Origin of the sequence: Streptomyces sp. NPDC051662, assembly GCF_040681655.1 — a bacterium.
GTDB lineage: Bacteria > Actinomycetota > Actinomycetes > Streptomycetales > Streptomycetaceae > Streptomyces.
On the sequence record NZ_JBFAZD010000024.1, the window covers coordinates 39125 to 61563 of the forward strand.

Below are 22439 nucleotides of genomic sequence, written 5' to 3' on the forward strand. Positions count from 1 at the left end.
GCCCCCCGTGCATCGGCACCGTGGGTGAGGTCACGCTTACTACTCGCTCCGCTCGGGCATCCACCGTCGTAGAGTCGCTTGGCAGTGCGACCCGCCCTGCGGCGTACGTGCGAGATATGCGCAAAACCCCCAACACCCCCGAATACGACGCCCCGAGGGACGGATTCCGCCATGCCGCGTCCGACTGCCGCACAGCTCGCCTATGGCACCGCCACCGTCGTCTGTTCCACCCTCGTCATGCTGCTGCTCTCCGGCACCACCGCCGGTCTGGGCATCGCGGTGATCGGGATCGCCGCTCTCAGCCTGGGGCTGCTGGTCGCCGTGACCGTCCCGGTCAACGGCCGTGCCGCGACGGCGCGTACGGCCCCCGCCCCGCGGCCCGCCACACCCCCGGCGACGAGCGCTCAGCGGCCAGGACCGCACGCCGGGGCCCGGGTGGGCCAGCCCTCACTGCGCCGCTGACACCACGACCGTCCTGGCGGCCTTGTCGTGCAGGCCCTGCCGGTAGGGCCTGCTGGTCACGATCGACACGATGATGATGGCCCACCAGATACAGAGGCAGCACAGCAGCGCCGGCACCCAGAGCACCACCGCGCGCAGCAGCGCGGAGCCGGTATCGGGGACCGCGCCGTCGTTCAGCATCGCGACGCGCAGCTTCAGCCAGCGCTTGCCGAGGGTCTGTCCGTACTTCCGGTTCATCAGGGTGTCGTAGCCGACGTACAGCACGATCGAGACGACCGACCAGATCCACTGCGTGCCGGTATTCACCTGATTGGTGACCTCGTCCCACGCGCCGGTGTTGTTGGCGGTGTTCCAGCCTCCGACGAACAGCGACACGATCCCCAGCGGGATGAAGATGATCAGGGCGTCGATGACCCGGGCCAGGAACCGCGTGCCGAACGGCGCGAGCGGCGGCATCCCGGCGAGCGGATCCGTGCCGCCGTACGGTCCCCCGCCATAGGCGTTCGAGTCGTACGGCGAGCCCGGGGGCGGCTGCCCGCCGGCGCCGCCGTAGGGGGCACCGTACGGGGAGTCGTACGGTGCCCCCTGCGGCGGGCCCTGCGACGGCGGAGGCCCCTCGGGCGGAGGCTCCCCGGGCGGGGGCCCCTGCGGCTTCTTGAGGAAAGGGTCTTCCTCGGGGGGCTCGCCGGGCGGCGGCTGATCATGGCTCATACGGGCAGTGCATCGCGCCGGGCAAGGGCCCGCAACGGCTTGCCCGCCGTTCGGAGGAACGCCCCGGCCGGTGACAGGAGGAGTGTCAGGTCACCGGCCTTCGCTCAGCCTGACACGAAAGTGTGGGCCGCCTTGTCGTGCCAGCACTGCCGCCAGGGCCGGTCGATCAGACACCAGAGCACATTGACGACACCCACGACGAACACTCCCAGCACGCCGTAGACGAGCCAGCGGCGCAGCGCGGCGCCGAACGCCGGAGGCTCGTGGGACTCGATGTCCCGCACATCGAGGCCGCACAGCCTCTTGCCCAGCGTGCGGCCCCATTTGGCGGTCGGCAGCGCCTCGTACAGCGCCCCGACGACCAGCAACGCGACGAGCGCGGCGCCCAGATACACCCCCGTCGTGCCGTCGAGCAGCCAGACGGTGACGGTCTCACCGGTCCGCTCGGCCACCGCGATCTTGTCGTCGATATGGGCGAGGGCCTTGGACACGAGCGGATAGGCGATGGCGCCGACGATGGCGCCCAGCACCGCGGTGTCGATCAGCCGGGCCGCGAAGCGCTTGCCGAGGGCCGCGGGCCTGGCGTTCGCCTGGGCCTGCGCGGCTTGCAGGAACGGGTCGTTGACCGGCGGCTTCCACGGCACGACGGGCTGTTCCGGCTGGTCGGGCCGCGTGAGTGGGTGCGCCTGCTGGGCCCAGGACGCGGCGCCGCCCCCGGCGCCGGGGCTGACCGGCGCGCCCTGACCGCCCGCCGGCGGGGAGTGCTGCGGTCCGGGAAGCCGGGGCCGCTCCGCCGCCCGGCCCGTGCCGTCGGCGCCCTGGGCCGGCACGCCGGGGGTCGTGGTGCCCTCGGACCGCGCCGTAGCGCCCGCCGGGGCGTCCTCGTCCTTCGCGCGGCGCGCGGCGCGCAGGGCGCGGATCGCCATGGTGCTGTCGACGGACTGCTGTCCGCCGTCGTGAGACGCCGGTGCCCTGCGCGGATCGGCCGAGCCTTCGGCGCCGCCGGTACCGGAGCCGGTGCCCGCGCCCTCTCCTGAGCCGGGCCTGACGCCGCGTCGCATGGCGCGGATCGCGACCGTACCGTCGGTGGGCGGCGGACCGTCACCGGAGCCCGGGCCCGGACCTGTGCCTGGGCCTGTGCCTGGGCCGAAATCGGACCCCGGCCCGGAGCCGGGGCCGGGACCCAGCGCGCGTACCCCGGGCAGGGCGCCGCCGGTCGGATCTCCGGGCGTGGGCGCGGGCAGTTCACGGGCGGGCTCGGGCGCCGGGCCCGGAACGCGCGGATCCGGCCGGGCCGCTCCCCAGGACACCCGGGCGTCGCGCTCACCGCCGAAGCCGGTCTGCCGCGAGGCGTCGGCCTGCCACGCGGACGCCGGTTCCTGACGGGGCTCCTCGCGGGGTCCCTCGGGAGGGTCCTCGTCGAAGAAGACCGGCCCGGTCTCCTCGACGGCGGCGGGCGGCACGGAGCCGGCCGGGGCCGCCGGGGAGGTACCGGGCGTCGCCTCACCGTCCCGCGGCGCGGGCCGGCTCGTGCCGGGCACCCAGGCGGCGCCGTTCCAGTACCGGACATATCCAGGGATGGACGGGTCCGGATAAAACCCTTCCCGGGGTACGTTCCCGCCGTCACCAGGAGGAGTAGCCACTGACCCCAACTCCGTTCACTCACACCATTGTCCAAGGAGGACAGTAACGAAGAACACGAGGCCCTGAGGAAGGAGACCGGCGGAAACGACCGCGTTCCCGCGGCGGACCGTGGACGCCGATGCGAAGCGTGAGGTCCCGGGGTGGGATTCGTTCGTCAGGGCGTACGGAACACCGTACGCATGTGCCCGCCCCGCACGAGTCGGAAGTCCCGGAAATTCATCGCCGAAGTCGCGTCATAGTCGGCGGGGTAGCGCCTCTCCACTGGTACGGCCCCCGCGTCGGGCCGCTCGCCAGGAAAGGAAGTGCCGCTCATGCACACCGTGGTGGAACGCGAACTGGAACTGAATCTGGTGCTGTCGCCCGAGCGCAGCATCCCTGTCCCGGCCCGGCTGGTCTATCGCACGGACGATCCGTACGCCGTGCACATCACCTTCCACATCGGCTCGGACAACCCCGTGAACTGGACCTTCGCCCGCGAACTGCTGGTGGAAGGGGTGTTCAGGCCCTGCGGGCACGGCGATGTGCGGATCTGGCCGACGAAGGTCGACGGGCGCACCGTCCTCTGTGTCGCCCTTTCCTCGCCCGACGGCGACGCGCTGCTTGAGGCGCCCTGTGCGGCGGTGTCCGCGTGGCTGGAGCGGACGCTGCGGATCGTGCCACCGGGTACGGAGTCCGAGCAGCTCGGCCTCGACGACGGGCTGGCCGCGCTGCTGACTCCGGCGCCGGCCGACGAGCTGTGGCTGCGGGCCCCCTGGCCCTCGGACGAGTCCGTGGACGACGAGGCGTAGAAGGTGTCGCCCGGACCACCGGTGCGCGGGGGCCGTCACGCGTGCGGCGGCCTCAGAAGAGTTTTCCCGGGTTGAGCAGGCCCAGCGGGTCGAAGGTCCGCTTGATGCCCCGCTGCAACTCCAGTCCCACCGGACCCAGTTCGCGCGACAGCCACTCCTTCTTGAGCGTACCGACACCGTGTTCGCCGGTGATCGTGCCGCCGAGTTCGAGACCGAGCGCCATGATCTCGTCGAAGGATTCCCGGGCCCGCCGTGACTCGTCCGGGTCGGCCTGGTCGAAGCAGACGACGGGGTGGGTGTTGCCGTCGCCCGCGTGCGCGCAGACACCGATGGTCAGGTCGTACTTCCCGGCGATGGCCGCCGTGCCGTCGAGCATCTCGGCGAGACGCGAGCGGGGCACGCACACGTCGTCAATCATGGTGGCCGACTTGATGGTCTCCAGCGCGGTGAGCGACAGCCGGCGGGCCTGGAGCAGCAGTTCCGACTCGACGGCGTCCTCGGCGGGGACCACTTCGGTGGCGCCTGCCGCGGTGCACAGCTCGCCGACGGCGGCCAGATCGGCCGCGGGGTCGGGGGTGTCGAAGGCCGCGAGCAGCAGCGCCTCGGTGGTGTCGGGGAGGCCCATGTTGGCCATCGCGTTGACGGCGCGGATGGTCGTACGGTCCATGAGTTCGAGGAGTGACGGCGTGTGACCGCGCTCCATGATCCGGCACACGGCGTCGCACGCGGCGGCGGCGGAGGCGAACTCGGCGGCCAGGACGAGCTGCTGGGGCGGCTGCGGCCGGAGCGCGAGCACGGCCTTGACGACGATGCCGAGACTGCCCTCCGAGCCGACGAAGAGCCGGGTCAGGTCGTAGCCGGCGACGCCCTTGGCGGTGCGGCGGCCGGTGCTGAGGAGCCGGCCGTCGGCGAGGACGACCTCCAGGCCGAGGACATACTCCGCGGTGACGCCGTACTTGACGCAGCACAGCCCGCCGGACGCGGTGCCGATGTTCCCGCCGATGGTGCACATCTCCCAGCTGGACGGGTCCGGCGGGTAGTAGAGGCCCTGCTCACCGACGGCACGGGAGAGCGTCGCGTTGATGACACCCGGTTCGACGACGGCGATCCGGTCGACGGGGTTGATCTCCAGGATCCGGTCCATCTTCGTCAGGGAGAGGACGATGCACCCGTCCGAGGCGTTCGCGGCGCCGGACAGCCCCGTACGGGCCCCCTGTGGGACGACGGGGACGCGCAGCGCGGTCGCCGTGCGCATCACATGCTGGACGTGCTCGACCGTACGCGGCAGCACCACCACGGCGGGGGTGCCCGCCTCGCAGAAGCTGGCCATGTCGTTGGCGTAGGAGACCGTGACGTCGGGGTCGGTGATCAGGGCTTCGGCGGGGAGCCCGGCCCGCAGCTGTGCGAGGAGATCGTCCATGATCCCAGACTCGCATCCGGGGCCATCGGTGTGAACCCGTCTGCGATCCACAACGGCAAGCACGGGTGTGCTCTTCATATTGACGCACAGTAATCGCCATGAACGCCATGAAAACGGAGCAGGTCAGACAGGTCAGAAGGGCGGCGCTGGCCGCCGGCGTGGGGGCGGTGCTCGTCGGGGGCGTGCTGCTGTTCGTCCCCGACGACGAAGGGGCGGCCAAGCTGGGCCCCGAGGCGCGGGCGATGGCCGCGGTGGGCGCGGGGGCGCCGGCCGCGCTGTCGGATCTGACCGCGCTCATCCGCGAGCGCGAGAGCTGGCTGCGGACACACCCCGAGGACGGACAGGCATGGGCGGTGCTCGGCTCGGCCTATGTGGAGCGCGGGGTCGCGGCGGCGGATCCGGCGTACTACCCGAAGGCCGACCGGGCGCTCCAGCGTTCGCTGGCGGTGCGGCCGGGCGCCCCCGGCGAGGCGCCGGGGAAGGACAAGGGGTCCGGCGGGGGCGCGGAGGACGCCAAGCCGGGCAAGGGGAGCCTGACGGGCAATCCGGAGGCGCAGGTGGGGCTCGCCTCGCTGGCCAACGCGCGCCATGACTTCGTCGCGGCCAAGCGGTGGGGCGAGTCCGTACGGTCCCAGCGGCCCGCGGCATGGACGTCGTATCCGGTGCTCATCGACGCGTACACCGGTCTGGGCGACTACAAGGAGGCGGGCAGGGCGCTGGAGAAGCTGCGCGAACTGCACACGGGCGCGCCCGTGCTGATCCGCGCCGCCGAGGTGTACCGCGACCGCGGCCGGCGCGAGGACGCGCTCTCCAAGGCCACCGAGGCGGTGGCCCGCGCCGGATCACCCGCGGAGCGCGCGAAGGCGCTGGACACGCTGGGCGAGCTGGCCTGGGAGCGGGGTGAGCCGACCGAGGCCCTGGGCCATCACGAGGCGGCGCTGGCGGCGGCGCGCGGCCGGGCCCAGTCACTGGCCGGACGGGCCAGGGCGCTGGCCTCGCTGGGCAGGACGGAGGAGGCGACACGCGAGTACCAGTCGGCGCTCGCCAAACTGCCCCGGCCCGAATACGCCCTGGAACTGGGCGAGTTGTACGACTCGCTGGGGCTGGACGGGGATGCGCAGACACAGTACGAGACGCTGCGGGAACGGGCCGAGCGTGCACGGGGGAACGGAGTGAACGAGGAACTCGTCCTCGGCCGCTTCGAGGCCGACCACGGCGATCCCCGGGCGGCGGTCTCACGGCTGCGCGCGGAGTGGGCGCGGTCGCACCGGAGCATGGAGGTCGCGGACGCGCTGGGCTGGGCCCTGTACCGGGCGGGCCGGCCGCGCGAGGCGCTGGTGTACGCGACGAAGGCGACCGAGCCGGGGCGGCGGAGCGCGCTGTTCTCGTACCACCGCGGGGAGATCGAGCGGTCGCTGGAGATGTACGGTCCGGCCCGCCGCCGTATCGAGGAGGCCCTGCGGACCGATCCGCACTTCTCGCCGCTGCTGGCACCGAGGGCCCGGGAGGCGCTGGAGGCGCTCGGTGAGCCGGAGGAGGGCGGGCCGAAGGACTTCTACGGCTCGGGGCCGGAGAGGCCCACGCTGGAGCGGAGGGTGCCGTCGCCCCCGCCGCAGGTTTAGGAAACCCTTCCGGCACCGTGAAGGGTGCGACGCGTGCCGGGGCCTGCCGTCGGCCCCGGCACGCGTCGCGCGTTCCGGTCGCGTGCTCCGTGGCGCGCGTGCTCTGTCGCGCGAGTGCTCCGTGGCGCGCGTTCCGTCAGAGGTTGCCGCGCTTCTCCTGCTCGCGCTCGATCGCCTCGAAGAGCGCCTTGAAGTTGCCCTTGCCGAAGCCCATCGAGCCATGGCGCTCGATCATCTCGAAGAAGACGGTCGGCCGGTCCTGGACGGGCTTGGTGAAGATCTGCAGCAGATACCCGTCCTCGTCGCGGTCCACCAGGATCTTCAGCTCGCGCAGCGTCTCCACGGGCACCCGCGTCTCGCCCGCCCACTCGCCGAGCGTGTCGTAGTACGAGTCGGGGGTGTCGAGGAACTGCACGCCCGCCGCCCGCATCGCCCGTACGGACGCCACGATGTCGTTCGTGGCGAGCGCGATGTGCTGGACGCCGGCCCCGCCGTAGAACTCCAGATACTCGTCGATCTGCGACTTCTTCTTGGCGATCGCCGGCTCGTTGATCGGGAACTTCACCTTGAGCGTGCCGTCCGCGACGACCTTCGACATGAGCGCGGAGTACTCGGTGGCGATGTCGTCGCCCACGAACTCCTTCATGTTCGTGAAGCCCATGACCTTGTTGTAGAAGCCGACCCACTCGTTCATCTTCCCGAGCTCGACATTGCCCACGCAGTGGTCGATGGCCTGGAAGGTGCGCTTGGCGGCGGGCTCGATGATCGGGGCCGCGGTGGCGAAGCCCGGCAGATACGGGCCGTCGTACCCGGAGCGCTCCACGAGGGTGTGGCGGGTCTTGCCGTACGTGGCGATCGCGGCGAGGACGACCGTGCCGTGCTCGTCCTTGATCTCGTACGGCTCCTGGATGCCGCGGGCGCCGTGCTCGGTGGCGTACGCGTACGCCGCCCGCGCGTCCGGCACCTCGATCGCGAGGTCGACCACGCCGTCGCCGTGTTCGGCGACATGGTCCGCGAGGAAGCGGCCCCACTCGGTGGACGGCTTGATGACGGAGGTGAGGACGAAGCGGGCCGCCCCATTGGTGAGGACGTAACTCGCGGTCTCGCGGCTGCCGTTCTCCGGGCCGGAGTAGGCGACGAGCTTCATGCCGAAGGCCGTGGAGTAGTAGTGCGCGGCCTGCTTGGCGTTACCGACGGCGAAGACGACCGCGTCCATTCCCTTGACCGGGAAGGGGTCGGCCTCGCGCGGGGTGTGGGGAGCGGTATCGATGTGCATCGAGGTGTCAGCCATGGCGTCACCTTCCCGCCGTTCCACAAGGTGCGCAACAGTTCGCTGATTCACTGGGCAATGTGTAGAGCGGATGGCCAGAATGGCGAGGCTATCTGCACAGTATGACTACGTTTGATTTGGCAACGCCTTGGGGAGCGGACCATGAGCATCGACGGACTCGACGGCCGGCTGATCGTGCTGCTCGCGCGCGAGCCCAGGATCGGGGTGCTGGAGGCATCGCGCCGGCTCGGGGTGGCCCGCGGCACGGTGCAGGCGCGGCTCGACCGGCTCCAGTCGAATGGGGTGATCAGGGGATTCGGCCCGACCGTGGATCCGGCCGCCCTCGGCTACCCCGTCACCGCCTTCGCCACGCTGGAGATCAAGCAGGGCCAGGGCACTGATGTACGGGCCCATCTGGCGACCGTCCCCGAGGTGCTCGAACTGCACACCACCACGGGCCAGGGAGACATGCTCTGCCGTCTCGTGGCCCGCTCCAACGCCGATCTGCAGCGGGTGATCGACCGGGTCGTCGGTTTCGAGGGCATCGTGCGGGCCGCCACCGCGATCGTCATGGAGAACCCCGTACCGCTGCGGATCATCCCGCTGGTGGAGCAGGCGGCCGAGGACTCCGCCGGAGGCGCGGCCGGGGGCTCCGCCGGGGAGGGCTTCATCAGGAAGGGGTGACCCTTCGCGGGGTCTTCCCCAGGACGTGTTCCCGGCCCCACAGGCCGAGCGGTTCGAGGGCGGCCCCGAGGGCGACACCGCGTTCGGTCAGCCCGTACTCGACCCGCGGCGGGATCTCGTCGTACACCTCACGGGAGACGATGCCGTGCGTCTCCAGCTCACGCAGCTGGCTGGTGAGGACCTTCTCCGTGACGCCGGGGAGCATCCGGCGAAGCTCACCGAAGCGCCGCGGGCTCTCGTCCAGCGCCCAGAGGATCAGCACCTTCCACTTTCCGCCGATCACATCCATGGCCGCGTCGATGCCGCAGTGATACGCGTCGGGCGCGCCCGGCCTGCCGACGGTCGCCATCGTGGTCGGCCCCCCTCTCTCTCCGGTCCGACCTGGTCACATACCTCGGGGGAACCACCCACTTCGGAGTGCGTACTTGTCGGTCCCGGGGTTGTCGACCAGCTTATTCGTCATGACCGACAACATTTCTGACGCGCTTTCCTCTTCCCCTTCTTCCTCTTCTTCCCCTTCCTCACTTTCTTCCCGTTCCGTCTCGCTGCTCGGGCTCGGGGCCATGGGTACGGCCTTCGCCCGCGTCTGGCTCGCCGCCGGATACTCCGTGACCGTCTGGAACCGTACGCCGGGCCGGGCCGACGCCCTGGTGGCCGAGGGCGCCAGGCCCGCCGCGAGCGCCGCCGCCGCGGTGGCCGCGAACACGCTGGTCGTCACCTGTCTGCTGGACGACGCCTCGGTCGGCGCGGCGCTGGAGGACGCCGACCTGACCGGCAAGGACCTGGTGGACATCACCACCGGGACCCCGGCCCAGGCCCGGGCGCGCGGCGAGTGGGCCGCGGCGCGCGGGGCCCGCTTCCTCAGCGGCGGGATCATGGCCGTACCGCCGATGATCGGGGTTCCCGAGGCCGGCGGCTATGTCTTCTACAGCGGCTCGCCCGAACTCTTCGAGACGCACCGGGCGGCCCTGGCGGTCCCGGTCGGCACGCGTTACGTCGGCGCGAACGCCGGTCATGCCGCACTCCAGGACGTGGCGCTGCTGAGCGGGATGTACGGCATGCTCGCGGGCATCACACACGCCTTCGCGCTGGTGCGCGCGGAGGCCGAGATCTCGCTGAAGGAGTTCACCCCGCTGCTGACCGGCTGGCTGATGTCGATGTCCCCGACGGTCGAGCAGGTCGCCGAGCAGTTGGAGAGCGGCGACTACACGTCGGACGTGGTCTCCAACCTGGCCATGCAGGTCGCGGGGGTGAAGACCTTCGTGGGGACGGCGCACGAGCAGGGGGTGAGCCCTGAGCTGCTGACCCCGTACTTCGACCTGATGAAGCGCCGACTGGAAGGGCCGGAGGGGCCGGCGGACGATCATGAGGCGGGGGCGGAGGGCCTCACGGGGCTCGTCGAGCTGCTGACGTCGGACAGCGTCGGCTGACCCTGTTGGCTGACCCTGTCAGCGGGCCGGGGGCACGGCACCGTCGGAGACGAGGGGACGCCTGTCAGCAGCTGGGGACGTCACCGCCCCGCTCCAGCGCCCGGAGCGCCGACACCGCGCCCTTCAGCGTGCTGACCGGGATCAGCCGCATCCCCTTCGGCAGCTCGGTCCTGGCGTCGCCGCACTCCGCCTTCGGGACGAGGAAGACCGTAGCCCCGTCGCGCCCCGCGGCCTGGGTCTTCAGGGACACCCCGCCGACCGCGCCGACCTCGCCGTCGCCGGTGATCGTGCCCGTACCCGCGATCTTGCGGCCACCGGTCAGATCGCCGCCCGAGCCGTCGCCGTCGAGTTTGTCGACGATGCCGAGGGCGAAGAGCAGCCCGGCGCTGGGGCCGCCGACGTCGGCGAGATGGAGGCCGACGTCGACGGTCTTCGGGTCCTTGCCGAGCAGGCCGAGGGCCGCCTCCGTCGCGGAGTTCTGGGACGTCACCATGTCATGGATGTTGTGCCGCTCGATCTCCTTGTCGGACTCGCCCGACGGGTAGACCGCGTCACGCGGCAGCACGGCGCGGTCCGTACGGAACCAGCCCTCGACGACATCGCCGAAGTCGACATCGGCGGAGGGGCCGGTCGCCACGATGGTCGTCATCCGCAGCTGTCCCTCGGTCTTCCTGGTGGGCGCCCCGCTGATCGTGATGATCTGCCGGCCCTGGTCCGTGCCGAGGACATCCGCGGTCATCCCCGGCTGTGCCACGGAGTACGGCAGCGGCGCGGCCCCGACCACGGCGAACAGGGCGACGATCGGGACGGCGCAGAGGGCGAGGGCGCCGGGGCGCGAGAGACGAGAGAACACGGGTGTCAATCTATCTGGCGCGATCCGGCGCGCGGGACGGTGTGCTCGTGGGCGGCGGTCCGGCCGCTGGGCCGGGCCCTCAGCGCAGCGCGTCCGCCACTTCCCGGGCCGCGTCCACGACCCGCGGCCCCACCCGTTCGGGTACGGCGTCCGCGAGCATCACCACCCCCACGCTGCCCTCTATCCCGGTCACCCCGATCAGCGCGGCGGCGGCCCCGCTGGCACCGGCCTCCAGCTCACCGTGGGTGAGGGTGCAGCGGGGCTCGGTGAGGGCGGCCTGGCGGGCGGCGAGTATCGCCTTGCCCGCGGCGCCCCGGTCGAGCGGATGGCGGAAGCCGGCCCGGTAGGCGACGTGGTAGTCGGTCCAGGTCGGTTCGACGACCGCGACGGCCAGCGCCTCCGCCCCGTCCACCAGCGTCAGATGCGCGGTGGCGCCGATGTCCTCGGCGAGCGAGCGCAGGGCGGGCAGGGCGGCTTCCCGTACCAGGGGATGCACCTGGCGGCCCAGCCGCAGCACGCCGAGGCCCACCCGGGCCCGGCCGCCCAGGTCGCGGCGGACCAGGGCGTGCTGTTCGAGGGTGGCGAGCAGTCGGTAAACCACCGTCCTGTTGACACCGAGCTTGTTGGACAACTCGGTGACCGTCAGACCGTGATCGGTGTCGGCGAGCAGTTTGAGGACGCGCAGTCCCCGGTCGAGCGTCTGGGAGGTCTCCGCGGTCACGACGCCTTCTCCTTCGGAGTGAGGCCGCCGGAGTGCCCCGGCACCACCGGCTCCGCTACGCGGCGGAGTTGCCACGGAGCGTTCACATTGCGGGGACACTAACCACGGACACCGCTCAGCGGAAGACCTCGTCCAGAATCCGGTCACAGAAAGAGAGTTGATCCCTATTCGCGGACAAAATCCGACAGAACGCGGAATTGGAGCGATCATTCACGCCATACCGGACGGCCTCACACCCAACAGCGCCCGCCACCGGCCCGCGCCATGGCCACGGCGTACGGAAATCGCTACGACCTCTCTCGATCAGCGCTACGGCGTCCGCCGGATATCTCCACGGCATCACCGCATCCGGGTGGCCCACTCCCGTACCTTCGCGATCCGCTCCCGGATCTGCCCCGCCGTCGCCTCGGCGCTCGGCGGCCCGCCGCACACCCGGCGCAGCTCCGTATGGATCACGCCGTGCGGCTTGCCGCTCTGGTGGACATACGCGCCGACCAAGGTGTTCAGCTGCTTGCGCAGCTCAAGCAGCTCCTTGTGGGACACCACCGGCCGCCGCTCGGCGGGCAGCTCCAGCAGATCCGCCTCGGCGTCCGGCTTCTTGCGGCTGTGCGCGATCTGCCGCGCCTGCCGCTTCTGGAGGAGCAGTTGCACCTGGTCGGGTTCGAGCAGCCCGGGGATACCGAGGTAGTCCTGCTCCTCCTCGCTGCCCGGGTGGGCCTGCATGCCGAACTCGGCGCCGTCGTAGAGCACCCGGTCGAAGACGGCGTCGGACTCCAGCGCCTCGAAGGGCAGCATGTCCTGCTCGCCGGTGTCCTCGTCCTCCTGCTTCTCGGCCTCCGCCATCTCCTTCTCGGACTCGGCGTAGGGGTCCTCCTCGCCGTTCTTCTTCGGCTTGTCGAGTACGTGGTCGCGCTCGACCTCCATCTCGGCGGCGAAGCCGAGCAGGCCCGGGATGGTGGGCAGGAAGACGGACGCGGTCTCACCGCGCCGCCGTGACCGGACGAAACGGCCCACGGCCTGCGCGAAGAAGAGCGGCGTCGAGATGGTGGTGGCGTACACACCGACGGCCAGACGCGGTACGTCGACGCCCTCCGACACCATCCGGACCGCGACCATCCAACGGTCGTCGCTCTCGCTGAAGTCATCGATCCGCTTCGACGCGCCGGTGTCGTCGGAGAGGACGACGGTCGCCTTCGAGCCGGTGATCTCGCGGATGAGCTTGGCGTAGGCGCGCGCCGAGTCCTGGTCGGTCGCGATGACCAGACCACCGGCGTCCGGGATGCCCTTGCGTACCTCGGTCAGCCGCTGGTCCGCGGCGCGCAGCACATTGGGCATCCAGTCGCCGCGCGGGTCGAGCGCGGTGCGCCAGGCCTGCGAGACGGCGTCCTTGGTCATGGGCTCGCCGAGCTTGGCGGCGATCTCGTCACCGGCCTTGGTGCGCCAGCGCATATTGCCGCTGTAACTGAGGAAGATGACGGGCCGGACGACGCCGTCGCCGAGGGCGTTGCCGTATCCGTAGGTGTAGTCGGCGGCCGAGCGGCGGATGCCGTCGTTGCCCTCCTCGTACGCCACGAAGGGGATGGGGTTGGTGTCGGACCTGAACGGTGTACCGGTCAGCGCGAGCCGCCGGGTCGCGGGCTCGAACGCCTCAAGACAGGCCTCGCCCCAGGACTTGGAGTCGCCCGCGTGGTGGATCTCGTCGAGGATGACCAGGGTCTTGCGCTGCTCGCAGCGGTTGCGGTGCAGCATGGGCCGCACCCCGACGCCGGCGTAGGTGATGGCGACGCCGTCGTACTCCTTGCTCACCGGCCCCGCGGAGTAGTCGGGGTCGAGCTTGATGCCGATCCGCGCGGCGGCCTCCGCCCACTGCTTCTTGAGGTGCTCGGTCGGCGCGACGACGGTCACCTGCTGGACGACATGGTGGTGCAGCAGCCAGGAGGCGAGCGTCAGCGCGAAGGTGGTCTTCCCGGCGCCGGGGGTGGCGACGGCGAGGAAGTCACGCGGCTGCTGCTCCAGATAGCGGCCGAGCGCACCCTCCTGCCAGGCACGCAGTTTGTTCGCGGTGCCCCAGGGGGCGCGGCCCGGGAAGGCGGGTGAGAGGTGGTGGGAGGAGGCTGTAGTAGTCACGGTCTCCGGTTCGGCGCGGGTCGGCTGGGTGGGGCGGGTACGTACGACAACCGGGCCACCCTACCGGTGGCGCGACGCGGCCCCGGTACGAATCGGACGGGGAACGGCCAGGTGCGACGGGCGCCACAGTCCGTACGGCGGGACGGGGCGCTATGGCTGATCGGCCGGCCGGCCCGGAGGGGCGAGCGCGGCGAGACGGTCGCGGTGGGCCGGGGTCAGGCGGAGGTCCGCCGCGGCAACGTTCTCCTCCAGGTGGTCGATCCGGGCGGTGCCCGGGATCGGGAGGATGACCGGCGAGCGGTCGAGGAGCCAGGCAAGCGCGACTTGGGTGGGGGTGGCGTCGAGCTCGGCCGCCACGGCGGTGATCTCGGCGTCGGCGCCCGACTTCCCCCAGGCGACCGGGCGCCAGGGCAGGAAGGCGATCCCCGCCGCCTCGCAGGCCGCGAGCACGGGCTCGTGCTCGCGGTCGAGCACGCTGTAGCGGTTCTGTACGGAGACGACGTCGATGATCTCCCGCGCCTGTTCGAGCTCCGCGACGGTGATCTCGGACAGCCCGAGCCGGCCGATCTTGCCCGCGGTCCGCAGCTCCCGCAGCGCGCCGAGTTGGTCGGCGAGGGGCACCTCAGGATCGAGACGGTGCAGCTGGAGCAGTTCCAGCCGCTCGACGCGCAGCCGGCGAAGGGCGTTCTCGACCTGCTCGCGCAGGACCTCCGGCCGTCCGTCGAGCCCCCACTCGCCCGTCTCCGCCGAGCGCGCGACGCCGACCTTGGTGGTGACGAGCAGGCCGTCCGCGTAGGGGTGCAGGGCCTCGGCGAGCAGTTCCTCGTTGGCTCCCCCGCCGTACAGATGGGCGGTGTCGATCAGTGTGACGCCCAGCTCGACGGCCCGCCGGGCGACGCCGAGGGAGACCTCGCGGTCCGGTCCCGGCTCCGTCGGCAGCCGCATCGCTCCGAATCCGAGCCGCCGTACGCTCAGGTCCCCTCCGATACGAAACGTGGTCACTGTCATCGTGCTGTCTCCGCCCCCTCGGTCAAGGGGCCCACGCTAACAGGGCGGTTGGACGTGGCAAGGGCACTTCTCAGCGGGTCGGTATCCCCGACTCCGCGGGTTCGTCCGCGCTCAGCGGCTCCGTATCCGCACTGAGCGAGCGGGTCCGTACGCGCGTCGCCACCCACACCCCCACCAGTGCCACCGCCGCCATCGGCAGGAACACCGCGGCGAAGGCCGCGGGGTGGGAGCCCCCGGCGCCCGACGCAGCGGAGACGGCGTGGCCGCCCACCGCGCCACCGCCCAGGGCCGCGAACGCCGCGCCGCCCGCCGCCAGCAGGAGGACATTCGACAGCCCGTCGGAGATCTGGAGCGCGGCGGAGTTCGCGCCCGCCTCCTCCGGCGCCGAGAGCTTGAGCAGCAGCACGCTGGTGGAGGCGATCACGGCGCCCATGCCGAGACAGCCGAAGGCCCAGGCGACCGCGACGATCCACACCGGTACGGACTCGACGAGGACGCTCGGCGCGGTCGCGATCGACAGGGCGACCAGCACCATCCCGCCCGCCATCAGCCGCTCGCGGTACGGCTCCAGGCGCGGCCTGGACTGGACGTACGAACCGAGCGCCCACGTCGCGCCGCCCACCGCGAGCGAGAGCCCGGCCATCGTCGGCGACAGCCCGCGCTGGGTGACGAGCATCAGCGGTACGAAGCTCTCGGCGGCGATGAAGGACCCGGCGGCGACCCCGCGCAGCAGCACCACGGAGGGCAGCCCGCGCGCCGCGCGCCAGGTGCCGTGCGGCAGCAGCCCGAGGACGGCGGGGACGAGGAACGCGACACCGGCCAGGGCCGGCAGAAGCGAGAGCCAGCGCAGATCCTGGCCCGCGTACTGGAGCAGCCCCGCGCCCAGCGAGATCCCGAGCGCGAGCCGGATCCGGCGCCGGTCGAAGGCGGGGACGGGCCCCTCGGCGGCGGCGGGACCCGACGCCTTGCGGCGTATCGCGGGCAGGGCGAGCGCCAGCGGCAGCACGACCAGGGCCGGGATGCCGATGAAGACCCAGCGCCAGCCGAGGTGTTCGGTGACGGTGCCGGAGGCGAGCGGTCCGACGACGGAGGGGATCACCCAGCTCGCGGCGAACGCGGCCATGATCGAGGGCCGCAGCCGCTCCGGGTAGGCCCTGCTGACGACGACGTACAGCGCGACGATGACCAGCCCGCCGCCGAGACCCTGGACGGCGCGGCCGAGGATGAACAGCCACATGGTGCCCGCCGTGCCCGACAGCAGCAGTCCGGCCCCGAAGGCGCTGATACCGGTGGCGAGCGGCGCGAGCGGCCCGCTGCGGTCGGCCCACTGGCCGGAGAGCACCATGGCGAAGAGGCTGGTGGTGAAGTACGCGGAGAAGGCGAAGGCGTACAGCGGAATCCCGTTCAGCTCCCGCGCGGCGACCGGCATCGCGGTACCGACGGCCGTCGCCTCGAAGGCGATGAGCAGAATGACGGAGACGATGCCGATACTGAGCGCCCGATGCTCAGGACCCAGCACACCGCCCTGGTCGGGGGTGCCGCCCTGGTCGCGGGCCGGGGGCTTCGAGAGGGGGTCCGCTACGGCGGATATGTCGGCGGGAGCGACATCCGCGTCGCGTGGGTCCAGGGCGGTCATGGACTCAGGGTAAGGGGCACAGTCCTGATTCGGCCCTGTCGTAGGGCTGATCGGATCTGGTCCCTTGGTCGTACGCCACCCCTTGCCGCCCCCGCTCCCGGCGACCGGCCCACCGTGAACGGAGTGTGGCAGTCGCGTTGCGGCCCGCCCGGACGCCTTGAGCCCCGCGCGCCACGGACCTACGGTCAGGAACAGAAGTCATGGCACGGCCGTGTGCCCGAGTGGTTCAGGGACTCGCCTGCAAAGCGAGTTACGCGGGTTCGATTCCCGCCACGGCCTCCAGGAACGACGCGATCGGCCGCCCCCGGGATTCCGGGGGCGGCCGCTTTGTGTCATGGTCCGCGCCCTCAGCGCACCCGCGCCCCTGACTCAGCGCACCCGCGCCCGGTCGAGGCCCGCCAGGATCGTGTCCACCGTCTCCGACACGTCCAGGCGCGACGTGTCCAGCCAGAGACCGAGGCGGGGAGTCTCCTCACGGAGCGCGTGGTCCAGTGACTCGACCGTCCAGCCTGCTCCGTAGCCGGTCTTGCCGCGCCCGGCCTCGCGCTCGGTGACGGTCCGCCGGTCCGGCGCCAGTACGACGACGTACAGCGGGCGGGTACGTACGAGGGAGACGTACTCCGCCAGATCCTTACCGAGGACGACGTCCTGCACCACGGCGGCCCAGCCCTCGTCCGCGTAGGTGTCGGCGACGGATGCGGAGAGGCGGTATCTCAGCCGCAACTGGGCCGCGGCCTCCTCGTCCGCACCGGGAAGCGTCTCCGCGCGCCCCGAGACGACCATCCGCCGGAAGACGTCCCCGCGCACATGCACGGCCCGTGGCAGCCGCTCGGCGAGCGCCTGCGCGACGGTGGACTTGCCCGCGGCCATGATCCCGGTGATCAGGACGACGGCGCACGCCAGACCGGACTCCGGTGAACTGCCCCGATCCGGGGCATCGCTGACCATCCTCGGACCTTATCCGGCGCCTGCCGGGCTCGAAGCCGGCCCGCGCCCGTACCACCGCGTCACGAGCCCGAAGGCGCCGCCGCCACCGCCGCCTGGGGGCGGATCGGGAGGCGGCTGATGGGCCGGCCCGTGGCCGCGCGGACGGCTGAGGCGACCGCGGCCGGGGAGGTGACCACCGGGGCCGCGCTCGCGGGCTTGGCGCCGAAGGGGGCCACCACGTCCCGCTCCTCGACCAGCTTGACGATACGGATGTCCGGGGCGTCCAGGGACGTCGGAAGCGCGTACCCCGTGAGATCGGGGCGGCGGACCAGACCACGGGTCGTGCGGAGATTCTCCGTCAGGGCCGTGCCGATGCCCTGGGTGACGCCCGCCTCGATACGGGTGGCCAGTTGCGCCGGGTTCAGCACGCGCCCGACGTCCTGGGCCACCGCCATCTCGACGACCCGGACCGAGCCCAGCTCGATGTCGACGTCCACGACCGCGCGGATCGCGCAGAAGGCCAGGCCCACGAAGGCGTCGCCCTGTCCCGAGGCGTCCAGGGGCTCGGTGGGGTGGGGGCGGCACTGTGCCGTCGCCCAGAGTTCCTTGCCGTCCATCGCCTCGGTGACCGTCGTGGACAGCACACCGTCGTACGAGGTGATCTTGCCGTCCGTGATCTGGAGCAGTTCGGTGGACATCCCGAACTTGTGGGCCAGCGGCTGGAGCAGCTGCGTACGGACCATCTTCGCCGCCCGCTCGACCGCGCCGCCCGAGACCCAGGTGTGCCGGCCGTGGGCGGCCGGGCCCGCCGGGGGCTGATCCGTGTCGACCGAGGCGACATGGACCTCCTCGATGCCCAGCGTCTCCTGCACGATCTGCCGGGCGAGGGTGGCGAAGCCCTGGCCGGTCTCGACGGCCGCGCAGATGACCGTGGCCACGCCGTCGTGGACCTTGACGGTGGCCGTGGAGACCTCGTCCGCGCCCTCCGCGCCGAGCATATGGACCATGCCGAGCGCGTAGCCGACACCCCGGCGCACGGCCCCCGGCTCGCCCGCGCCCTCGGGGCCGCCGGGCAGCAGCCAGGCCGCCTCGGGGGTGTCCTTGGGGAGCGGGGGCAGCGGGAAGTCGCGTACGGAACGGAGCAGTTCGGCCACGGGCGCCGGGCAGGTCACCGTCTGGCTGGTGGGCAGGATGTCGCCGGTGGCCAGGACGTTGCGCAGGCGCAGCTCGGCCGGTTCCACGCCCAGCTTGGCGGCCAGCTTGTCCATCTGGCCCTCGTAGGCCGCGCACACCTGCATCGCGCCCTCGCCCCGTACATGTCCGGAGGGCGGGTTGTTGGTGCGTACGGCCCAGCCCTCGATGAAGGCGTGCGGGACGACGTACGGGCCGCAGGCGAAGGCGACGGCCGCCGCCAGGGACTCGGACGAGGCGTCCGCGTACGCGCCCGCGTCCAGCAGGATCTGGGCCTCGACCTTGACGAGCCGGCCCTCGGCGTCCGCGTGGTGGCGGTAGCGCAGCAGCGTCGGGTGGCGGTGGGCGTGGCCGAGGAAGGACTCCTCGCGGGTCGCGGCGAGTTTGACCGGGCAGCCGGTGCGCAGCGCGAGCAGGCCGAGGGGGATCTGGAAGCCCGGGTCCTCGCGGTCGCCGGTGGCGCCGGGGACGCCGGTGACGACCACCTTCACCCGGTCGGGCTCCAGGCCGAAGCACGCGGCGGCCAGATCGCGGTCGGTGTGCGGGTCGGTGGAGGCGGTGTAGATCTCGACGCCGCCGTCGGGCCGCGGTACGGCGAGACCCGCCTCGGCGCCGATGGGCGCCGGGTCCTGGCGGCCGATGCGGTACAGCCCCTCGACGACGACCTCGCCGGTGATGTCCGGGTCGCCGTAGCGCAGGGGGATATGGCGGATCAGATTGCCGTCGGGGTGCAGCGGCTCGGCGGCGAACGCCTTCTCGGGGTCGGTGACCGGGTCGAGCACCTCGTACTCGACGGCGATCGCGGCGGCGGCGAGCCGGGCCGTGTCGGGGTGGTCGGCGGCGACGGCGGCGATCGCCTCGCCGTGGTGGCGTACGAGCTCCGAGGCGAAGACGGGGCGGTCGGCGATCCGCCTGCCGTACGCCGAGTCCCCCGGGACGTCCTCGTGCGTGACGACGGCGCGTACGCCCGGCATCTCGGCCGCCGCGGCGGTGTCGATCGAGACGATCCGGGCGTGCGGGTGCGGCGAGCGCAGGATCGCCGCCCACAGCAGGCCCTCGGCCCACAGATCGGCGGCGTACGGGAACGTGCCCTCGGTCTTCGCGCGCGCGTCGGCCGGAAGGAGGGATGCGCCGAGGCCGTGCGCGGGAGGCTCCTGCTGGGGGCCGTCGAGCGTCGGGGTCCCGGTGGCCGCGTCGTTGCTCACGCCATGCCTCCGTCGGGCGAGTGCGGGTGCGAGGTGCTGTGCGGGTTGCCGTGCTGATTGCTGTGCGGGTTCACGTGCGGGGGCTGGACGCCGCCCGCGCCGGGGGGTGCCTGATGCGGGATTCGGGCTTCCTCGGTGGCCGCGGCGGCGGCCTCCGCGCTCGCCCTGCGCCCGGCGACGACCTCGCTCACGGCGTCGAGCACCCCGCGGTAGCCCGAGCAGCGGCAGAGGTTGCCGCAGAGCGCCTGGCGGGTCTCCAGCTCGCTGGGGGCGTGGTTGCCCTCCAGGAGGTCGTGGACGGTCATGGCCATACCGGGGACGCAGAACCCGCACTGCACCGCCCCGCACTTCGCCAGCGCCCGCTGGACGTCGGAGGGTTCGCCGTCGGCGGCCAGCCCCTCGACCGTACGGACCTCGGATCCCGCGGCGGTGGCGGCGGGGACGAGGCAGGAGGCGACGAGCCGGCCGTCGACCTGGACGTTGCAGGCGCCGCACTCGCCCTGGGAGCAGCCGTCCTTGGCGCCCGCGAGGCCGAGGCGCTCGCGCAGCACGTACAGGAGCGACTCGCCGATCCAGGCGTCCGTGACGGGCCGGTCGGCGCCGTTGACGCGCAGGACATAGGAGCCGGAGGGGTGTTCGGCGCTGTCGTTGCTGCTGGTGAGCACCTCGGGCGCGGGCTCGGGCGCGGCCTCCGGCGCGGGTTCGGGTTCCGCCGCGGACTCCGGCGCGGCCTCCGCCACCGGCTCGGCGGCGTGCTCTGGCTCGGCCGGGATCTCGGGAGCGGCCCCGGAAGGGACTTGGGGAGCCGCCTCGGGCACGGTCCCCGAGCCGGGCTCGTGCGCGAGGTCCGGTACGGCGTCCGGCAGGGCGGTGGACGGTTCGGGCTCGACGGCCACCGGGGCCGCCGGAGCCTGAGGGACCGCCGGTGCCTCGACGCCCTCCGGGGCGGTGAATCCGCCGGCGTCCCCGCCGGGCGGTGCCGGTTCCGTCGCCCAGGGCGCGGCGGCGCCGCCCGGCAGCGTCGCCGGCGGGCTGCCGCCGTTCCACTGGGACGCCAGCACCGACTTGCTGAACTCGCCCGATTCATCCGGAAGATCACCCTGGGCGATCGGGATCGTCCACTGACCGGTCAGCTCCGATCCACCGGTGGCGTCCCCCGGCGCGGGCTGCCCCGCACCCGCGAGCGCCCCGGCGTCGGCGCCGTTACCCGCGCCCGCGCCCGTGTCGTCGAAGTGCCACTGGCCCGTCGCCTGCGGGTCGTAGCCACCACCCGGCCCGTAGCCGCCGTGGTCGTACCCCCCCTGCGCGTAGCCGCCCTGGACATAGCCGCCCTGCGCGTACGGCGCGTGGTCCTGTGCCCCGCCGTCCTGCCCCGGGGCCGGCCAGTGCACCCCGCCCTGGGCGTCGGCCGCGGCCGGGTCCACCGGTGTCGGCGGCACGATCTGCGGCGGTACGTACCCGTGCCCCGGCGCGGCCAGCGGCGCGTCGAAGGTGTCCTCCGGGGGCAGATGCACGAAGGCGGTCGACTCGCCGTCGTACTCCCCGCCCTGCGGGACCGGCTGCCAGCCGCCCTGGCCCCCGGAGCCGGCACCGGAGTTCTCGTTGGTGGTCACGACAGCGCCCTCCCCAGTGCTCGTCGGGCCAACGCGGCGACGGTGCGCCGCAGATGCAGTACGGCGGGTGACGGCGGCGGCGCTTCGCCCCCGTCGTCCGGCGCCGGCGGGTCCGGGATACAGGCCGCGGCGACGTACTCGCCGAAGGCGGCGAGCGCCTCCTGCGCGAGCCCCCGCGCGCCGTCCCAGTCGATCAGTGAGGCGATCCAGCGCTCCGCCTCCAGCGGGCGCAGCGGCATCGGGGCGATCGCGCCGACCGCGCACCGCACCCCGCGCCGCGCCGGGTCGAGCACGACGGCCACGGACGCGCTGGCCCGGCCGGGCCCCGTCCGCCCCGTCGCCTTGAGGAAGACCTGAGGGGCGTGAAGCAGGGGCACCCGTACGAAGCCGATGAGTTCGGCGGGCGCGAGCATCTCGCGGCCGGCCAGCAGATGCGAGACGGGGATCTCACGGCGCGCGCCGCCGGGCCCCCCGATCACCAGATCGGCCTCCAGCGCGGCGAGTACGGGCAGCGCGTCGCCGGTCGGGGCCGCGGTGGCGATATTGCCGCCGAGCGTCCCGGCGTTACGGATCTGCGGCGGGCCCGCCGCGCGCGCGGACGCGGCGAGCGCGGGGATGAGGGCCGCGAAGTCCGGTCTGCCCATGCGCGCGTGGGTGAGACCGGCGCCGAGCAGTGCGTGACCGTCCTGGTAGTGCCAGCCGCGCAGCTCGCTGATCCTGCCGAGGCCGACGAGTCCCGCGGGCCGCAGCTGGCCCTTGTTGACGGCCGCCATGAGATCGGTTCCACCCGCGACGGGCACGGCTGCGGGCATCGCGGTGAGCGCCGCCACGGCCTCGTCCAGCGAGGCCGGCAGCGTCACGAACTGCGCCGTCTGCGGTGCGTGCGTGGTCAACCCAGCTGCCCCTTTCCGGTGTCCCGGTGTCCCGCCCGTGTTGCCGTACCGTACGTGCTCACAGACCGGACGTGGCAACTCTGGCACATCTTCCGGTCCGCCCGACGCGAGGGTCCGCGAAGGGCGTATCCGTCCCCCACCAGGGGGAAGGTCCGCTTTCGCACCTCTTCGCCGTCACATACGGAATGCCACTCTTCAGCGGTCGTTGTACGACTTGTCCTGACGGGCTACTGA

General features: G+C 72.4%; 19 protein-coding genes and 1 tRNA gene. 6 read left to right on the forward strand and 14 right to left on the reverse strand.

Translation table 11 applies throughout. The annotated features are described in order from the left end of the window. Nucleotides 1-171: 171 nt before the first annotated feature. A complete protein-coding gene (locus tag AB0M67_RS31430; protein WP_365750944.1) occupies nucleotides 172-462 on the forward strand; it encodes a hypothetical protein in 291 nt (96 codons plus the stop codon). On the opposite strand, the gene AB0M67_RS31435 is transcribed toward AB0M67_RS31430, so the two are convergent. Continuing rightward, entirely contained in the window at nucleotides 448-1173 is a 726-nt protein-coding gene (locus AB0M67_RS31435; protein WP_365750945.1) for an RDD family protein, read from the reverse strand. The two genes, AB0M67_RS31430 and AB0M67_RS31435, sit on opposite strands and share 15 nt — an antisense overlap. A 104-nt stretch (nucleotides 1174-1277) precedes the next feature. Beyond that, the gene (locus AB0M67_RS31440) at nucleotides 1278-2816 is read right to left on the reverse strand and encodes an RDD family protein (RefSeq protein WP_365750946.1); all 1539 of its coding nucleotides are present in this window, start codon (nucleotides 2814-2816) and stop codon (nucleotides 1278-1280) included. 312 nt (nucleotides 2817-3128) lie between these two features. Here AB0M67_RS31440 and AB0M67_RS31445 point away from each other — a divergent pair, with 312 nt between their 5' ends. After that, nucleotides 3129-3605, forward strand: a complete 477-nt coding sequence (locus tag AB0M67_RS31445) for an SsgA family sporulation/cell division regulator (protein WP_365750947.1) — start codon at nucleotides 3129-3131, stop codon at nucleotides 3603-3605. Between the two features lie 52 nt (nucleotides 3606-3657). Here the strand turns inward: AB0M67_RS31445 and AB0M67_RS31450 are convergent, their stop codons facing one another. Then, on the reverse strand, nucleotides 3658-5025 hold the full coding sequence (locus AB0M67_RS31450; protein WP_365750948.1) for an FAD-linked oxidase C-terminal domain-containing protein: 1368 nt from the start codon (nucleotides 5023-5025) through the stop codon (nucleotides 3658-3660). 98 nt (nucleotides 5026-5123) lie between these two features. On the opposite strand from AB0M67_RS31450, the gene AB0M67_RS31455 reads away from it, so the two are divergent. Continuing rightward, entirely contained in the window at nucleotides 5124-6647 is a 1524-nt protein-coding gene (locus AB0M67_RS31455) for a hypothetical protein (protein WP_365750949.1), read from the forward strand. 136 nt (nucleotides 6648-6783) lie between these two features. On the opposite strand, the gene hppD is transcribed toward AB0M67_RS31455, so the two are convergent. Beyond that, complete coding sequence (gene hppD, locus AB0M67_RS31460; protein ID WP_365751011.1) at nucleotides 6784-7923, reverse strand: 4-hydroxyphenylpyruvate dioxygenase; 1140 nt, start codon at nucleotides 7921-7923, stop codon at nucleotides 6784-6786. Between the two features lie 156 nt (nucleotides 7924-8079). Between hppD and AB0M67_RS31465 the strand changes: the two genes are divergently transcribed. Continuing rightward, nucleotides 8080-8601, forward strand: coding sequence for an Lrp/AsnC family transcriptional regulator (locus AB0M67_RS31465; RefSeq protein WP_365750950.1), 522 nt, complete (start codon nucleotides 8080-8082; stop codon nucleotides 8599-8601). Here AB0M67_RS31465 and AB0M67_RS31470 read toward each other — a convergent pair. Beyond that, a complete protein-coding gene (locus AB0M67_RS31470) occupies nucleotides 8588-8950 on the reverse strand; it encodes a helix-turn-helix domain-containing protein (protein WP_365750951.1) in 363 nt (120 codons plus the stop codon). The two genes, AB0M67_RS31465 and AB0M67_RS31470, sit on opposite strands and share 14 nt — an antisense overlap. A 214-nt stretch (nucleotides 8951-9164) precedes the next feature. Here AB0M67_RS31470 and AB0M67_RS31475 point away from each other — a divergent pair, with 214 nt between their 5' ends. After that, entirely contained in the window at nucleotides 9165-10031 is an 867-nt protein-coding gene (locus AB0M67_RS31475) for an NAD(P)-binding domain-containing protein (protein ID WP_365750952.1), read from the forward strand. Between the two features lie 64 nt (nucleotides 10032-10095). On the opposite strand, the gene AB0M67_RS31480 is transcribed toward AB0M67_RS31475, so the two are convergent. From AB0M67_RS31480 to AB0M67_RS31500, 5 genes are all read right to left on the reverse strand, one after another. Further along, nucleotides 10096-10884, reverse strand: coding sequence for a S16 family serine protease (locus tag AB0M67_RS31480; protein WP_365750953.1), 789 nt, complete (start codon nucleotides 10882-10884; stop codon nucleotides 10096-10098). Between the two features lie 79 nt (nucleotides 10885-10963). After that, nucleotides 10964-11605 (reverse strand): helix-turn-helix domain-containing protein, encoded by a 642-nt coding sequence (locus AB0M67_RS31485; protein WP_030355108.1) that lies wholly within the window; start codon nucleotides 11603-11605, stop codon nucleotides 10964-10966. A gap of 339 nt (nucleotides 11606-11944) precedes the next feature. After that, nucleotides 11945-13732: a DEAD/DEAH box helicase gene (locus AB0M67_RS31490; protein ID WP_351397608.1), complete on the reverse strand. Its 1788-nt coding sequence runs from the start codon at nucleotides 13730-13732 to the stop codon at nucleotides 11945-11947. 150 nt (nucleotides 13733-13882) lie between these two features. Further along, nucleotides 13883-14740 (reverse strand): aldo/keto reductase, encoded by an 858-nt coding sequence (locus AB0M67_RS31495; RefSeq protein ID WP_365750954.1) that lies wholly within the window; start codon nucleotides 14738-14740, stop codon nucleotides 13883-13885. Nucleotides 14741-14810: 70 nt separating this feature from the next. Then, the gene (locus AB0M67_RS31500) at nucleotides 14811-16376 is read right to left on the reverse strand and encodes an MFS transporter (protein ID WP_365750955.1); all 1566 of its coding nucleotides are present in this window, start codon (nucleotides 16374-16376) and stop codon (nucleotides 14811-14813) included. A 207-nt stretch (nucleotides 16377-16583) separates the two neighbouring features. Here AB0M67_RS31500 and AB0M67_RS31505 point away from each other — a divergent pair. Further along, nucleotides 16584-16658: transfer RNA gene (locus AB0M67_RS31505), tRNA-Cys, on the forward strand. Nucleotides 16659-16745: 87 nt separating this feature from the next. Here AB0M67_RS31505 and AB0M67_RS31510 read toward each other — a convergent pair. From AB0M67_RS31510 to AB0M67_RS31525, 4 genes are read right to left on the reverse strand one after another with little or no spacing between them, the layout of a single operon-like run. After that, on the reverse strand, nucleotides 16746-17324 hold the full coding sequence (locus AB0M67_RS31510; RefSeq protein WP_365750956.1) for an AAA family ATPase: 579 nt from the start codon (nucleotides 17322-17324) through the stop codon (nucleotides 16746-16748). A 59-nt stretch (nucleotides 17325-17383) separates the two neighbouring features. Further along, nucleotides 17384-19699 (reverse strand): molybdopterin cofactor-binding domain-containing protein, encoded by a 2316-nt coding sequence (locus AB0M67_RS31515; RefSeq protein ID WP_365750957.1) that lies wholly within the window; start codon nucleotides 19697-19699, stop codon nucleotides 17384-17386. Further along, nucleotides 19696-21312: a (2Fe-2S)-binding protein gene (locus AB0M67_RS31520; protein ID WP_365750958.1), complete on the reverse strand. Its 1617-nt coding sequence runs from the start codon at nucleotides 21310-21312 to the stop codon at nucleotides 19696-19698. Before AB0M67_RS31520 ends, AB0M67_RS31515 begins: the two co-directional genes overlap by 4 nt. Then, nucleotides 21309-22205 (reverse strand): FAD binding domain-containing protein, encoded by an 897-nt coding sequence (locus AB0M67_RS31525; protein WP_365750959.1) that lies wholly within the window; start codon nucleotides 22203-22205, stop codon nucleotides 21309-21311. The genes AB0M67_RS31520 and AB0M67_RS31525 overlap by 4 nt, the downstream gene beginning before the upstream one ends. Nucleotides 22206-22439 lie beyond the last annotated feature (234 nt).

Coding starts and splice junctions, on each gene's coding strand:
- AB0M67_RS31430 (WP_365750944.1), top strand. CDS start 172: ATGCCGCGTCCGACTGCCGCACAGCTCGCCTATGGCACCGCCACCGTC.
- AB0M67_RS31435 (WP_365750945.1), bottom strand. CDS start 1,173: ATGAGCCATGATCAGCCGCCGCCCGGCGAGCCCCCCGAGGAAGACCCT.
- AB0M67_RS31445 (WP_365750947.1), top strand. CDS start 3,129: ATGCACACCGTGGTGGAACGCGAACTGGAACTGAATCTGGTGCTGTCG.
- AB0M67_RS31450 (WP_365750948.1), bottom strand. CDS start 5,025: ATGGACGATCTCCTCGCACAGCTGCGGGCCGGGCTCCCCGCCGAAGCC.
- AB0M67_RS31455 (WP_365750949.1), top strand. CDS start 5,124: ATGAACGCCATGAAAACGGAGCAGGTCAGACAGGTCAGAAGGGCGGCG.
- hppD (WP_365751011.1), bottom strand. CDS start 7,923: ATGCACATCGATACCGCTCCCCACACCCCGCGCGAGGCCGACCCCTTC.
- AB0M67_RS31465 (WP_365750950.1), top strand. CDS start 8,080: ATGAGCATCGACGGACTCGACGGCCGGCTGATCGTGCTGCTCGCGCGC.
- AB0M67_RS31470 (WP_365750951.1), bottom strand. CDS start 8,950: ATGGCGACCGTCGGCAGGCCGGGCGCGCCCGACGCGTATCACTGCGGC.
- AB0M67_RS31475 (WP_365750952.1), top strand. CDS start 9,165: ATGGGTACGGCCTTCGCCCGCGTCTGGCTCGCCGCCGGATACTCCGTG.
- AB0M67_RS31495 (WP_365750954.1), bottom strand. CDS start 14,740: ATGACAGTGACCACGTTTCGTATCGGAGGGGACCTGAGCGTACGGCGG.
- AB0M67_RS31500 (WP_365750955.1), bottom strand. CDS start 16,376: ATGACCGCCCTGGACCCACGCGACGCGGATGTCGCTCCCGCCGACATA.
- AB0M67_RS31510 (WP_365750956.1), bottom strand. CDS start 17,324: ATGGTCAGCGATGCCCCGGATCGGGGCAGTTCACCGGAGTCCGGTCTG.